The sequence below is a fragment of the Rubellimicrobium rubrum genome, assembly GCF_006152115.1.
Lineage (GTDB): Bacteria > Pseudomonadota > Alphaproteobacteria > Rhodobacterales > Rhodobacteraceae > Rubellimicrobium > Rubellimicrobium rubrum.
The window spans coordinates 109,900-124,287 of the sequence record NZ_VDFU01000014.1; the positions used below are offsets into that span (position 1 = coordinate 109,900).

Consider the following 14,388-nt stretch of genomic DNA (forward strand, 5'->3'; position numbering starts at 1 on the left):
CAGTTCGGTTTACAGACCGAACTCGGCGGCTTCGACTTCTCTTGGCACTCCGCGGCCCGAGTTGGGTCCGGCGCCACGTCACTCTCGGGGCTAGGCCATGAGAATGGAGCACGATCGACGGGCATCCGGTTCTTCCATTCATGGCGACCCTCGCCGTGATGCTGACCACACGATCGCTGGCTTTGCCTACCAGTTCGTCGTCGCGTCCATCGCGTGGTTGACCTTACGCCCCGATCAGGACCTGCACCTCGAGATCGCGGAGGACTATGCGCAAGCTTCACTTGGCATCCTGAAGGGCGTCCAGGTCAAGCATACCGCCGACCCGATCACCTCTAACACCCCAAGCGTCATCGATGCGATCAACAGCCTCTTCGATCTTCGATCCCGCAATCCAGACCGCGACGTCTCGATCGTGTACCTCACGACGTCCCCGATCGGGGTGGAAAGATCGCTGGGCGATCGGGTCAACGGCAAAGCGACGCTTCTCTACTGGGACGAGGTCGCGAAAGGGGCTGAGGTCGCCCCCCTCAGGGCACGGCTCAGGGCGATGCCTCTTGGCCTCGCCGCCAAGGCGTTCGTTCAAACAGCGGACGACGACGCGTTAAGGAACAAGCTGGTCCGACGAGTTGAGTGGGTGTCTGGTGCGCCTGGCTTGGACCGGCAGCAGAAGTTCCTGGCTGATCTTCTCGTGGAACTTGGCCATGGGCAGAATATTCCGCCATCCGAGTGCGAAAAGGTGATGGACGCAGTCGTGCTGGAGGTGCTCAACCGCTCGGCCAGTCCAGATCTGGCCGAGCGGGTCGTGCGTCGGGCAGACCTCCTGCGCCTTTTCGAGGCAAGAACTCGCATCAGTGTCGCACGCGGCGCCTTGGACCAGCTTCTCACCGGGGCGGCTCTCTCCGGTGGTTCACCTGCGCTCGCCCGAACGGCCGCCTTGTCGCTCGTAGCCACGCCTCCGATCGAGGAGCTTGCCGATCGCCCTGAGCTCTCAAGTGCCATCGGTGACCGGATCGGCCACGGGGCTTTGGCTTGGCTTGTCGGACCTGCGGGACACGGGAAATCGTCAGCTGCGATCCGAGCGGCTCGATCTCACGGGGGCCGATGGGGAGTCCTGCGGCTGCGGGGAAGTCAGCCGGCTGAACTGAAGGGGCTGCTCCGGCGTGCCACGGCCGAGGCGCTCGTGCAGGAGCTGCTGGGGGTCGTCCTCGACGATCTGGACGCGATTGACGACCGCGACGTCATCGCTGAACTTCACGATATCTGCACGGCGCTGGCGCGGAGAGACAAGATTGTCATCGTAACGAGCGCCACGCGGCCAGCGCTTAATGTGTTGCGTCAGTGCGGCGCCCGACCCGAAGCGATCCTCGAAGTTGGCAGGTTGTCCGAGGACGACGCGAAGCAGGTTGTCGAGCGATTGGGCGGTGACGCCGAACTGTGGGGCCGGTACGTCCATCTGGCCGGCGGCTTCGGCCATCCACAGCTGGTCCATGCCCTAGCTATCGGATTGTCGATGCGGGGTTGGCCGCTTGCGGAGCGCAGGGATCTCGAGGCGATCCTCGGCCGTGACGAGGCTCTCGAGGAGGTGCAGGAGGAAACACGGCGGCGTCTTGTCAGGGAGTTGCCCGAGGCCAGCCGCGACCAGCTCTACCGTCTGGTGGCTTTGCTCGGCCTCTATGACCGCCAGACGGCCCTGGCTATCGGGCGCGCAGCCCCCGCGATCGAGAGGGCCGGCGAGGCGTTCGATCGTCTCATCGGGCCCTGGGTCGAGCGCGTTGGAGATGACGCTTATAGAACGTCGCCTTTGTTGAGGGGCTCCGACCGAAAGATGCTCCCTGAGGACACTCTGACCGCCATTCATGCCGCAGCGGCGCGCGATCTTGCTGCCCGTCGCAAGCTGAGCGTCGATCGGCTTGATGCGATCTTCACTCATGGGCTTCTCGGGCATGAGCCCATGGCTTTAGCACGACTCGCGATGGCCGTCCTGAACGCCGCTGCGAGCGATCTGCCGCTGTTGGCCGAGGCGTCTACGGTGCTGCGGCACTACACGACGATCAACGTCCAGTTTCCGAGGCCTTCCCCGCTTCATCCCATGCTCCGGGCCGCACAGGTTCTCCTGCTTGCCGCGAGGCATGAAGGGCCGGCGTTCCAGACAGCGATGAAGCTTTTCGAGGAAGAAGTCGCCGTCGAGCCGACCGAGTTCACCGATCGCGCGCCGGGGGCTGATGCGGCGCGGTTGCTGCTCTGGGGTCGACTTCTTCAGATCGAGGGCGTCGTCGAACTCCTGGGGGACATGCCGGACCGCTGCCTTAGGACGGGGCAATTGGTGCGGCGCATGGGCATGGACATCGGCCGCATTCCTTCCGCCTCAGGCGGTGTGATCGAGGGAGTGACCGCTGAGTCGTTCTTCTTCTATCATCGGATGTGTCACGCGGAGACTGTGGCCGGTCTAACGCGCGCCGTTCTGGCGCTGAAGGGCAGGTCGCCCCAAGACCGGGCAGCGCTACTCGGTCCTTTGGACCGGGAACCGTTCTCCGCCACGTTGGCGGTCAGAAGCCCTTGGATGAAGCTCTATAGGGCGGGGGCAAAGGGCACCCTCGAACTAGCCGAGGAGTATCGGCGGCTGGCCAGCTTTCTAGACGCGCCAGACGAGGAAGGCCTCTATGTCGGGGCGATCGACACCGCCGCCGTGATCCTCGACGAAGACCTCGATCAGGCGAACCAAGCCCTCGCGATCGTGGAGCAGGCCCTCACCAAGTATCCGGCATCTGTGCCGCTCAAGCGATCGCTCTCGCGCATCTACCTCCACATGGGCCTCCATGACGATCAGCTCCGAGTGGGCCTGCCGCTCGTCGGGGATCCCGCCCTTGGAAACGTGGATCTGGCCTATCTCCATCGGGAACTGGCGATCGGGCTGTCTCACGTCAGCCGCCACGCAGAGTCCGCGCGCCTATTCCGGGATGGTGCCAAGCATGCTGGCGCCATGCCGCTCGGCGGAATGGCGAACATGGCGACCGGCATGATCGCAGATGCGGCCGTCCAGCATGTCTGTGCTGGCGACGGTCCGGCGGCACTCGCCGCTTTTGTGGAAGTTCTGCCGGTTCTCGACGGCGACCGTGGCAACCACGAGTTCGCAAGCGTGGCGCTTCGCAAGCTCTTCGGTCACTCCGTCATGTGGGCAAGGCTGCAGCTCATCCCGGCGCCCGCCGTTTCGGATGCGCCTAGTCTCACGATGATCCCCGGCGCTAACAGCAACCCGATCAAACATCCCGACCTTCAGGAACAGCCCAGCGGTCCGTTCGATGCGACGTGGTATATCTTGGCGGACCTTGAGGCCCACTTCGCCCAAGATCTCGGCATCGTGCGGTCCATAGAATCTCCATCCTGGGATGCCCGAGCGATCCTTCCGATGGAGGTCAGTCACCGCTTCGCCCGACTTCGCGAAGCTGTCGACCGTGAGGACGCGGCCGGCATGGAGGCATCATTGCCCGGCTTCATCGACGCCAGCACGTTGATGCAGATGTTCGGGCCCAACGCGCTTCTCGGCGAGTTATCGGAGTTCAAGCATGGCCGAGTTCCGGTTCTGCAGGACGAGCTCTTCGCAAAAGCACGCGGCGCATACCGGAAGACTCCGTTATCCGTCTTCTTGCGCAAGGCGTTCAATAGCGAGGTCGACCAAGCCTTCGCCTTCCTCGAGGCGGTTGCGACAGGTCGCCGGTCCGTTTTCACTAACCATGAGATCGCGATAATCCGGAACTCGGATTTGGCGAGGATCGACCCACCCTCCGACGTGGCCGCTGCCGTGCAGATCGCGCTGGCAATCCGCTCCGAAGGAGTGCCCAACCTCCGCGCCTTGATGGTTGTCACGTCCCGGCTCGTTGAGAACGAGGCCGACCCCTACGCGGGCGGCGTTTTGGCCGTTGCAGATGAACGCCTTCTTCTCTGGTGGCGACAAGCCCTGGATCGCCAAGCGTTCCGGCTCAAGTCGCCTGCCTTGGCCAGATCGGCCTTCGACGAAGCTGCCAGGGCCGAGGTGCCGGCAAGGTCCAAACTCGCCAGGACGCTGCTCGCCCTCAACCCGTTCCTTGATCTAAAGCTTTCGGCCGACCTCCAGGCGGAGTTGTCGCAGCTCAGAGGCTGACTCCTTCGGCTCGGGAGGAGTTGGTGTCGTGACTGAACAGCGCGATCTGGAAACCTGCCCGGGCCGCTGGAGGCTCAAATCGATGGCTGATACTGGATAGGCAATATCGGCACCGTCAGCCCAAGCCAAGAGTTTGCTTCGGTATATCGCTGCGGCACAGGCGAAAGCTCTACCACTTCTGTCCAAAGGGTCAGATAGTAAAATTGATGACCCATCGCCAATCTGGCGTTGGGTGGTTCGCAATCTGGAGAGCCTTCACATCGCCTCCTTCCGCCCGGCCGACCTGAAGCTCGTAGAGGACCTCCTCGACTTCATCCGAGGGCGCGGTTACGTGCTGGACTTCTCCGACCGGACCTTTTCCCAGTTTTTCGCGACCGAACTCGACGTCGATATCGACGACCCAGTCTTTGCCAGGGATGGCGGGTCGAAGGGCAAGCGTCTCCGCTGCTTCTTGCAGACAGCGGACAACGCAACGGCGGTGCGCGCGCTCCGGGCTCTTTGGGAGCACCGGGTTGGGCTCGTGGCGAGCACCGGGTCGCCGGACCCCGTTGCAAAGGCGGAGGGGCGCCTCCTGTCACTGATCACACGACTTCAAGACGGACCTGAGGAGCACCCAGTCGAGCCGCCTAGACCCGCGGCAGATCGTCGGCTCTACGAGGCGCTCAAAGCCGAGCTCGTTCAGGTGCGTGAGCTGCCGCCACATGAACGCGGCTACGCATTCGAAACCTTCCTGAGGCACGCTTTTGACGCTGCCGGGCTCGCCGCTCGGGAGCCATTCCGCAACACGGGCGAGCAGATCGACGGCAGTTTCGTCCTGGGCCACGAAGTCTACCTTCTCGAGGCGAAGTGGCACGCCGGGCGGACGCCAGCCGCAGACCTTCACGTTTTCCATGGCAAGCTCGATCAGAAGGCAGCCTGGGCACGAGGGCTGTTCGTGAGCTTCACCGGCTTCACACCGGAAGGCTTGGCCGCCTTCGGCACGGGCAAGCGGATCATCTGCATGGACGGTCGCGACATCTACGATGCGCTCTCGCATGAGATCCCGATTCGGAGCGTCTTGGACCGCAAGGTCCGACGAGCGGCCGAGACTGGACGCATCCACGTCACCGTGCGGGAGATGTTTGGTCTTCCGGTGCCACAAATCTGACCGGGGACGCATGCCAGCTATGGCCTCTGAATATAGTGCCGTTCTACCAGAGCGCAGTGAAGGGGCTCTCAAATGAGATCCCTGGTGATGGATGTTGGCCCGCTATTGCCTGCTGTAGGACGGACGAGCTGAAGGAAGCGTCCGAGAACGGCCTTGGACCGTTCCCATCCCGGTTCAAGACAGCGACCGAAAGACCCATCTGATTGCAGCCCGCTCCGAACCTCCTTAAGCTCGCTTCTTTCCCTCTCTGGTGAGCTATGCTTTATCTTGTTGCGTTTTTCCTTGTCGTCTGGCTTGTCAGTCAGATCACCTGGGGCTTCGTGATATCGGTTGGCGCCGTATTTGTGGGGCTCCTGGCGATCCTGCTCGGCTGGGGTTTCGTGGCCAGCCGCCGTGAGGAGGTGCTTCAAGCCAAAATCAAGGCCAGGCAAGTCAGCCTGGAATCGGCCGATCGGAAGGTGTCAGGCATCGTCGCTCAGCAACTTGACGCGCTGGCCAACCGCCGGATGCAGCTCATCCGGGTCGATCCCTACGGCAACCTAAAGACGGCTGCCTGGCAGAAGGAGCTTCGCTACTTCTTCGATACGAAGGTGCGGCCGGCGCTGACAGACGACGAGTTCGAGGCGCTCGACCACTGGAGCCTGCGCGCGGGCCTCAAGCGCCTGATCGACGATCCGGTCGCGGCCCATCGCGTCACGCGGACCCTGCCCGCGGCTCTGCCCGCGGGGACCACCCCGATCGAGTTCGAGGAGCTCTGCGCCGAAACCCTCGAGAGGTTTGGCTGGACTGCTAGTACGACCAAGGGATCCGGGGACCAGGGGGCCGATGTCATTGCCATCAAGGACGGCCGCAAGCTCGTGCTGCAATGCAAGCTCCATGCCAGCCCAGTCGGCAACAAGGCGGTCCAGGAGGTTCTGGGTGCGAAGCAGTTCTATGCGGCCGAGTTGGGGCCGTTGTCGCCAGCAGCGGCTTCACTCGGTCTGCCTTTGATCTCGCACGCGTCTCGGGCATCCGGCTTATGGGTTATGCCGAGCTCGCGGCCTTTGCCAAGGAGCCCACGCAGGCTCTCTGATGAACAGCTTCAAGATCGTCCGGGTCGGTCGCGAAGCAACCGGACGCAATGGATAGGATTAGCTCAGTCCCAAGCGCTCCCCCACCCGACGGACCTCCTCGCTCGACTTGCTTGGAAGACAGAGCCGTCTCTGGAAGCCTTGGAAGGTGAGGCAAGGCCCCGATCCAAGATCATGGTCAGAAAGAACCCGCATCCAGAGCGCCATTTCCTTGGCGCTCACGCCCATGGATGCGGCAAGATCTGCCACATGCCTGCGCTCGCGGGAGGCCTCCCATAGACGCAGGACGGCTTCTGGCATCTTGGGCTCCAGAAGTCGCCCCCAGGCGCTGGCCAATTCATCGCGCGAGAACTTCTGGCTCGCGATCTCACGATAGAACGCAAAGCGCGCGTTCTGCTTCTCGGTGTGATCGAGATAGATGCTCCACCACTCTTCGGACAGGGAGCGGAATGACTCCTTCAACCTGTCTCGTGTCGGAGCCTCGAGGGCGATGCTGTGCGCAACCTCGCCCAGGCCGTCGCGGACCCGTTCGTTGGTGCGGGCGGCCCTGAGTAGCTCATCAGCGATCTCATCTCGGGCGCGCAGCGCCGCATCTTCGGGCGTGAACCTTTCCCGTCCATGCTGCCTCCAGTAGGCCTGCTTTTCCTCAACCGGACGCGACCCAAGGAGCCGAGCCGCGTGTTGAAAGAAGGACCTATGTCGACACTCGTCGTCGAAGGTCGACACCCAGAGAAACTTGTTTCGGGCGAGTCGGGCAATGTCATTGAGCATTGAAGCTGTCCTCTTGGCTCCTGATACTTCCCCTGCCTCCGGAGGTGAAGCCGCCAACTGCCTCCAGGGGCGCGGGAGGGGGCCCGGCTGCCATGGGAAACACCCCTCATTGAAGTTACTCCCCCAGTGGCTCAAGCCTGCGCGCCACCTTTTCACGCAGCCCGGCGAGGTAGCGCGCCACCTCTCCGTCGTCCGTCTCGATCAACCGCACCCGCAGGGGCGCCTCCTCGAAGTCGGGCCGGTGCTCCTCGCTCATGGGCTCGCCCAGCTGATACCATCGGCTCCAGGTGCGCGCCCACCGGCGCTGTGGTCGAGGCCCAGGAGCGGCGAGGTGCAGATCCAGGTGCTGGGCAGGCGGGGGTGGCCCGTGACTCGGCCTGCAAGCACCAGGTCCCCGAACCGGGCGATACCGGGCGCCCAGAGCGACAGGACGGGAGCCTCAGCCAGTTCCTCGGGCGCAGGTCCTCGCTCCACGAGCGCAAAGAGGCCCGCTAGGCGAAAGGCATGCTCCAACTGCCGGGCCACGAGGACCAGGAGCCGCTCCCAATCGGCTCGCTCCACCTCCGCGCAGCCAAGCGGCACGAGGGTGCCATAGACGTCCGGGTGCTCCAGCAGGTGGGCCCGCCAGACGGCAGGCAGGTCGGCGAGCCGAACGGGTGCGCCGGGGTTGGTGAGCAGGGGCTCGGCGCTTTGGCTCAGGTCCTGGAGCGCCGCGGCAACGGCCGTGGGCAGGGTGGGCGGGGTTTGCAGACGAACCATGGCCATCAGTGGCACACCTCCGTAGTCTCATAGATTGAAGTCCACTCGCTGTGGACCTGATCAACGTCTGAGAGGCACCCAATCCGATTCATGGATGCCTCTCTGATTGCTCCAAAGACCTAGCGCTACTCCGCCGTTCTCATTTCGCGCTTCAGAACCTTCTCAAGGATCCCGTCAGCCATGTCGGGATCGAGCGCGGCATAGCGCTCGAGCATGTGCGCGGCGTGCTGGAAGCTCCAGCCCATGTGGGTTGCGAGCTCACTGAGGGAGCAGTTGGCCCGCACTAGGCGCGTGACGGCCGTTCCACGAGCATCGTAGAGCCGCAGCTCCTTACGGATCCCGAGGAAGTCCCGCCAAAAGGAGATGAGCTGGCCCATCGAGTCAGTCTTCTCGAAAGGCTTGCCTTCCGAGGTGACGATGATCCGCTCTTGGTCGGCCGGCAGCTCGGCGATGAGCGTGGCGAGGCGAGGCGTCACTGGCACCGAGGCATAGTTCCGCTTGCGGCTCTTTCGCGTGCGCAGGAGGATTCTGGCCTGGTCGCTATTCCTCCTCTCGATGTCCTTACGCGAGAAGACCTGCAGATCCCCTGGACGGAAGCCCGTTTCGACCGCCGCGACGAGGATGCGTCCGACATAGACAGGCGCTCCTGCAACGAACTGATCGATCTCCGCCTGAGTCCAGATAATGTGGGCACGATTGGACTTCGTGCGCCTCTTGATCTTGAGGAGATGGTGCTCTCCGATCAGCCCCCGATCATAGGCGAAGGAGATGATGCGCTGCATCGTCGCCATCATCTGGTCGCCCGTTCCTTCGGAGAAGCTATCCCTCCACCGCATGATCTGGGCGCGGATGCGCTTGTCCTCGAACGCTTCGATCGGCGCTCGGCCGAACACATCCTCGATACCTTTCGGGCGAACGATGTTCTGGCGGTGATCCCTCTGGGTGCGGACCCCCAACTGGGCGAACTCGGACGACGAGAGGAACTCGTCGATCACTTTCTGGAACGTGCCCCTCGTCTCGATCAGGCTGTTCGTCGCCGCGCGATAGGCCTCGACGTAGTCGATCGAGTGGACGCTGAACGGCTTCGATCGGTCCCAGATGCGGGGACCGCCACGCCAGGCGTAGTGATACTCGGCGAGGGATCCGTCGGCGAGGCGTTTCCGGACCTTGTGAATGCCCTTGAGCTTGACATGAACCCTAGCCACGGCGCGAGAACCATTCGTCGACGGACGAGGCGTTGCCCGACGGCGCCTCTGGGCCGGGCTTGGTCTGGATTTGGATCTTCTGATCATCAAAGGTCACGCTGTAGATCGTCAGCCCGAGCTCCTCGACCGTGCGGACGGCACGCTTGATCTCGGCGGCGGTGACCTTCTTGCGATAGGGCCCGCGGGCGCGGGTCGTGGGGCGAGGCTCAGCCTCCCCGAACAGGTGGTGGATTTTCGACACGTTCAGCATCCCGAACTCGATACGAGGTCAGGCGGGCCGAGGTGCTTCGTCTTGCTCTATTAGGGGAGGGCTCGACTCGGCATCGGACCCGCCGGCAAGGCGGTCCGAGGACCGGGTATGAGCACAAGGTTGAAATCCGCGCCCTGGAGGCGCTCGAAGTCTTGAAGGTTCATGGCAGGTTCCGAACTCGCTCGGCGCCCGCCACCCGTCTATCAACGAGGGTCAGGCACCCGTGTGCCCCATGGATCGTTGACGCGGTATCACGGCGACCTCCCAAGTTCGTGGGAGGAACGTACGACAGTCTCCTTGACGAAAGCAAGCGGTCTTGAAGAGCAGTTTGGACGAATGGGTCCATGGGTCTGCTCACGTCCGGCAGGTTCGTCAATGCTGCCGGATGACGTGCGAAAAGATCTCCGTTGCGCGTCGAGTGCCATCGGGGACATTCTCCGTCCATGGAAAGCCTACTCACCATAGCTGCGGCCTGATCGCGGGCGCCGGATACGGCAGGACAGACGACGCGCCATTCCGGGGATCATCCCCGATGCCAAAGCATCGACCCGGCATATCCACTGTTCGGCGATGACGGATGCGGCGCAGCCTCACGCACAATTCGTGTGGCCGGCCTGCAACTTGGGCTCGTGTTTCTCGCGGCCCCACAGGTTGCCCACATCGTTCAGGTTCTCTGCCTTTGCAGAATGGAAGAAAGCAAGATATGACGGCTGACATGAGCGAGATGTTCCCGGACCCCACAAAGACGGCCAACCTCAACCTGAAGGTCTCCGAGGACGCGCGGTGGGCCTTCAAGGAGCTTTGCGTGCGGCACCGGATGAGCCAGGTCGATGGCTTCCGCCTCGCGGTCAGGCTCCTCGAGGAGCATCTGAAGGGCGCCGACGCCCAGCATGGGTCTGCGAGGACCGAAGGAACAGCAGACAGGGCTTGAGCGCCGAGACGATCAACACCAACGCCAACCTGCTGTGGTCGGTCGCGGAGCTCCTTCGGGGCGACTTCAAGCAGCACGAATATGGCGGCGTCATCCTGCCCTTTGTCCTGATCCGCCGCCTCGACTGCCTGCTCGAGGGCAACAAAGAAGCCGTGCGCGCCGTTGCAGAGTCCCTCCCCCCGGAGACTGACCCGGAGGCACGGGACGCCATCCTGCAAGCGGCGGCCGGGGGTGCGGTCTACAACACCTCGCCCTTCACCCTGCAAGACCTCTTCGATCAAAAGGACACCAACCTTCGGCCGAACCTCATCAATTACCTCGCGGGCTTCAGCGCGAATGTGCGCGACGTGCTCCTGGAGCGGTTCAAGCTGCCAAAGGTCCTGCAGTAGCTCGAGGAAGCACAAAGTCTTTCTTCGTCCGCTTCGAGGCGGTCTGGGCTGCCATGCTGGCGGACGAGACCTTAGCCGAGATGCTTCGCAATAGTGACCCCGACGTCGTCCGGCCGCGCTTCGACGCCGAGTTCATGCGGCGCGCAGTGCAGGCCTTCCAGCGCGACCGCGCCATGCAGGGGGCGTTCCTGCAAGACCGGGAGGCCCGCGAGATGCTGATGCGACTCATGTTCGGCCGCGCGATCCGGGCCGCGAACCAGCCGGCCTGAGTCGCCTGTCAGTTGCGCCGCACTCCAGAAAGGTCTCATGAGGAGGCTTCGAGCATGACACTGGATTTGGGCCACAAGCTGCCCCGAACCCAAGCCTGCAAGGCGTTAGGCCTTGCCGTCGGCTGGCCGGTCCCGAGACCTCTGCGTCAGGTGACCGCATGATTTCTTCGTCGAACCTGGGGCGGCGTTATTGCTTTCTTCAGACTTCGGAGCTACAACCTGTATCAACAAAACCCGCCACGCCTCGGACGAAGCTTCGGCTTCGCACTGCGCACCCCGGCGGGTTACTTCATTTTGGGACCTCGGCATCGACGCCCCATCGTGAGATGCGTCGATGAAGTTCACGAAGCCCGCCACGTCTGTCGATGAGCAGCTTGCCTTGCTGCGACGCCGCGGCCTTCGGATCGACGATGAGGCCGAGGCGCGCCACCACCTGATCTGCATCTCCTACTACCGGCTCCGCGCCTACTGGCTGCCTTTCGAGGTGCCCGCTGCCGCCGGGGACCATGCCTTCCGACCAGGCACGTCCTTTCAGGATGTCCTCGCCCTTTACATCTTCGACCGGCAGCTGCGCCTGCTGGTGATGGATGCGGTAGAGCGGGTCGAGGTGGCGTTTCGCGCAGGCTGGGCGCATGGGCTGGCGGTGAACCATGGATCGCACGGCTACCTCAAGCCCGAGCTCTACGACGATCTCAGGCACTTCCAAGTGGCCGTTGATAACCTGCACGACGACTTCCAGAGATCGCGCGACACCTTCGCCGAGCACTACCGCCAGACCTACGACGACCCAGAACTTCCCCCTGTCTGGATGGCGGCCGAGATCATGTCCTTTGGCCAGCTCTCCAAGTGGATCGACAACCTGAAGTTCAGGAGCGACCGGCAGGCGATCGCAAGGCTCTTCGGCCTTGATGAGAAGGTGCTCGTCTCGTTCGCTCACCACATGAGCTACGTCCGGAACATTTGCGCCCACCATGGGCGGCTCTGGAACCGGCGGATGGTGGTGAAGATGCGAGTGCCCAAGGCCCCGATCTCAGTTGGGGCGTCCATGAAGGACGCGCCCGAGAGCCTGCTCTACAACACCCTGACGATGCTCGAGCACCTCATGACGGTTATCTCCCCGGGTTCAGGCTGGCGGAAAAGAGTGGTGGACCTGGTCGATTCATGCCCGCTCGCTCAGCCATCCGCGATGGGCTTTCCTGAGGACTGGCGCAGGCGACCGGCGTGGAGAGTAGACTGATAATCCGGGGATGACACGTGCGCCTTGTGCGATAGGCTCGTGCCGTGGAGATCCTCATGAACAACTTCTCCGACCGAGACTTGCTGCGGGGTTAGAAGGTCATGTGGGGAGGCATCATGTCTCAGGGCCGCTCGCGCGGAGCGCCTCGCACTCCCGCTGATGCCGTAGAATGGCATCTGTCCTCTCCTGATCCGAGAGAGCTCTAGACTCCCGGGCAGCCCATCCCCTCGCGATCGGTGCAGGCTCCGGGCTGTAGTGCGATCGAACATAGCGCCGGTTGATGTAGCCGGTTCCGACGAAGTTCTTGGCTATCTCGAGAGCCCCGGGACCAATGATCTCGTAAGCTCGCTCACGGAGCCTGCGCGCTTCGGGAGATGACCCCTCCCAGTAGCTCGGGTCAGAGCCGCCGTCATCCAGGCGGATCGACGGATCCGCGTGCCACGGACCAGGTCCGTATATCCCGATGTTGACGCGGTGCATGCCGGCCTCATGCGAGATCACCTCGGCCGTGCCCATGGCGAGCTTCTGAAGCCAGGTTATCCGTCGATCCGGCACGCTCCAGAGCCGATGAGGAAGGTGGCGATCTTCATCGGTGACCTCGGGACGCAGGTAATAGTCGAGCGCGGCGTCGGAGCTGCTCTCCGGAAATGGTCCGAAAGAATACCTCCGATCAGTCCAACCACGTTCACGGGTCCGGGGATCGGTCATGGGTGGCATGCGCGCAAGGCGTGCGGCAAGCGCTTCGAGCTCGGCCTCCAGCTGCCCGCGAAGGGCTTGGAGAAGGGCGGCCGCTTCCGGCGAGCCGGCCTTGTCGGTCTTATCTGGAATGGGACTCAACTCGGCGAGCCAGCCGTGCCCCATCACGCGCAGGCGCCCCCAGCGCGCCCTCACCGGCATCTTGAGCCGAAAGGGGCCAGCAGCTTTGGTCTTGGGCCAGATTGGGGAGGGACTGGATGTCAGCACGAGCGGTGTGGGTAGGACGCAGAACCAGCGGGCAAAGCTCCGACCCATTGTCTGGCCGTAGAGAACCGAGCCATCGGCATAGAAAGCGAGTGCGTGGCGCGCACTGGGATTGCCCTCGACAGGTCCGTACTCGATGATCGCTCCCCCCATGTCTTCTTGAAAGAAAGCTACGCCCGGGACTATTCGTCCCAGGGTCGTATTTTCGTCGGAGAGGCTTCGCCAGAAGGCCGAAGTTGACTCCAAAGTGTAGGGGTTCTCTGGTCTCGCCAAAAGCGTCTCGGCGAATGCAATCCGCTCGAGCGGAACTGCGGCGCGGTGTTCCAAGGAGAAGCGGCGGGCTAAGCAGGCCATCTCCTCGGCCACGTTGGACAAGAGCTTTGTCTTGCGCCGGCTCACCGAACGCTCCTTCTGAGTCTTACCACCCTTCGGGTTGTCTGTGATCTTGGTCAGACTGTCGAGGCTTGGGTATCGATCGTCGGCACCAAGAGTTACTCAAGGTTGCCATGCCCGCCAGGAGTTGTGTCCGCCTTTCTCTCTTTGCTGTGACGCCACACTGTTCAGCAAACGGCCGGACTCAGGAAATGTCTTGAGGCGTTCGTCCAACATGTCTACGGAAGCTCAGCTCACCCTAGTTGCCGCTGCAGGGTACGATACACCGTGGGCCGGGACACCGAGAAGAGCTCGGCCAGGTCGCTGATGCTGTAGTCTCCACTGTCGTGCATCCGGCGCAGCTCCTTCTGCTGGCGGTCAGACAGCTTGGGCTGCTTGCCCCTGAGCCGGCCCTTGGCGCGGGCCATGGCCATACCTTCACGGGTCCGCATCCGGATCAGGTCGGCCTCGAACTCGGCAAAGGTCGCCAAGATGTTGAAGAACAGCCGGCCTATAGGATCATAAGGGTCGTGAATGCTGGAACCGAGCTGGAGGCGCACGCCGCGACGGAGGAGCTCGTCGGCAATGGCGCGAGCATCTGGGACGGAGCGCGCGAGGCGATCAAGCTTGGGCACCACCAGCGTGTCCCCGGCCCTGACTGCCGCCAGCGCATTGTCGAGGCCCGGCCGGGCCCGGTTGGTCCCAGAGAGGCCATGGTCGGTGTAGATGCGCTCGGGCGTCACGCCCAGGCTCTCAAGCGCGGTTCTTTGGGCGGCGAGGTCCTGCTTGTCAGTCGAACAGCGGACATAGCCCACAAGAGTGGTCTGCCCCCTGAAAAGTGGTCCTCCCTGAAGTAGGCTTTCGGGCCTGAGGAGGACGAAGGAATGCCC

13 protein-coding genes and 1 pseudogene are annotated in these 14,388 nt (G+C 63.1%); 7 read left to right on the plus strand and 7 right to left on the minus strand.

Annotated elements, in window-relative coordinates:
* Window positions 1–103: 103 nt before the first annotated feature.
* From FHG66_RS12760 to FHG66_RS22915, 3 genes and pseudogenes are all read left to right on the plus strand, one after another.
* The gene (locus tag FHG66_RS12760; RefSeq protein ID WP_139077344.1) at window positions 104–4,138 is read left to right on the plus strand and encodes a hypothetical protein; all 4,035 of its coding nucleotides are present in this window, start codon (window positions 104–106) and stop codon (window positions 4,136–4,138) included.
* A gap of 232 nt (window positions 4,139–4,370) precedes the next feature.
* Window positions 4,371–5,285 (plus strand): restriction endonuclease, encoded by a 915-nt coding sequence (locus FHG66_RS12765; protein ID WP_246082582.1) that lies wholly within the window; start codon window positions 4,371–4,373, stop codon window positions 5,283–5,285.
* Between the two features lie 506 nt (window positions 5,286–5,791).
* A pseudogene (locus tag FHG66_RS22915) lies at window positions 5,792–6,223 on the plus strand (restriction endonuclease); the annotation flags it as partial.
* 192 nt (window positions 6,224–6,415) lie between these two features.
* Here the strand turns inward: FHG66_RS22915 and FHG66_RS22270 are convergent.
* The 5 genes from FHG66_RS22270 to FHG66_RS12785 all read right to left on the minus strand — a co-directional run bounded on the left by FHG66_RS22270 (window position 6,416) and on the right by FHG66_RS12785 (window position 9,331).
* A complete protein-coding gene (locus FHG66_RS22270; protein ID WP_246082583.1) occupies window positions 6,416–7,126 on the minus strand; it encodes a hypothetical protein in 711 nt (236 codons plus the stop codon).
* A gap of 115 nt (window positions 7,127–7,241) precedes the next feature.
* Window positions 7,242–7,382 (minus strand): hypothetical protein, encoded by a 141-nt coding sequence (locus FHG66_RS21610; protein WP_176556240.1) that lies wholly within the window; start codon window positions 7,380–7,382, stop codon window positions 7,242–7,244.
* Window positions 7,379–7,891: a DUF6634 family protein gene (locus tag FHG66_RS12775; protein WP_139077348.1), complete on the minus strand. Its 513-nt coding sequence runs from the start codon at window positions 7,889–7,891 to the stop codon at window positions 7,379–7,381. Before FHG66_RS12775 ends, FHG66_RS21610 begins: the two co-directional genes overlap by 4 nt.
* Window positions 7,892–8,010: 119 nt before the next feature.
* Window positions 8,011–9,090, minus strand: coding sequence for a tyrosine-type recombinase/integrase (locus FHG66_RS12780; protein WP_139077349.1), 1,080 nt, complete (start codon window positions 9,088–9,090; stop codon window positions 8,011–8,013).
* Complete coding sequence (locus tag FHG66_RS12785) at window positions 9,083–9,331, minus strand: hypothetical protein (protein ID WP_139077351.1); 249 nt, start codon at window positions 9,329–9,331, stop codon at window positions 9,083–9,085. The genes FHG66_RS12780 and FHG66_RS12785 overlap by 8 nt, the downstream gene beginning before the upstream one ends.
* A gap of 724 nt (window positions 9,332–10,055) precedes the next feature.
* Between FHG66_RS12785 and FHG66_RS12790 the strand changes: the two genes are divergently transcribed.
* From FHG66_RS12790 to FHG66_RS12805, 4 genes are all read left to right on the plus strand, one after another.
* Entirely contained in the window at window positions 10,056–10,271 is a 216-nt protein-coding gene (locus FHG66_RS12790; protein ID WP_246082584.1) for a hypothetical protein, read from the plus strand.
* Window positions 10,268–10,660, plus strand: a complete 393-nt coding sequence (locus FHG66_RS12795) for a type I restriction-modification system subunit M N-terminal domain-containing protein (protein ID WP_176556241.1) — start codon at window positions 10,268–10,270, stop codon at window positions 10,658–10,660. The genes FHG66_RS12790 and FHG66_RS12795 overlap by 4 nt, the downstream gene beginning before the upstream one ends.
* A gap of 80 nt (window positions 10,661–10,740) precedes the next feature.
* A complete protein-coding gene (locus FHG66_RS12800) occupies window positions 10,741–10,929 on the plus strand; it encodes a hypothetical protein (protein WP_176556242.1) in 189 nt (62 codons plus the stop codon).
* 334 nt (window positions 10,930–11,263) lie between these two features.
* Complete coding sequence (locus tag FHG66_RS12805) at window positions 11,264–12,166, plus strand: Abi family protein (RefSeq protein ID WP_139077358.1); 903 nt, start codon at window positions 11,264–11,266, stop codon at window positions 12,164–12,166.
* Between the two features lie 114 nt (window positions 12,167–12,280).
* Here FHG66_RS12805 and FHG66_RS12810 read toward each other — a convergent pair whose 3' ends face one another.
* Complete coding sequence (locus tag FHG66_RS12810) at window positions 12,281–13,525, minus strand: hypothetical protein (RefSeq protein ID WP_139077360.1); 1,245 nt, start codon at window positions 13,523–13,525, stop codon at window positions 12,281–12,283.
* A gap of 227 nt (window positions 13,526–13,752) precedes the next feature.
* Window positions 13,753–14,313 carry a recombinase family protein gene (locus tag FHG66_RS12815; protein WP_139077384.1) on the minus strand — a complete coding sequence of 187 codons (561 nt, stop codon included), beginning with the start codon at window positions 14,311–14,313 and terminating at the stop codon, window positions 13,753–13,755.
* Window positions 14,314–14,388 lie beyond the last annotated feature (75 nt).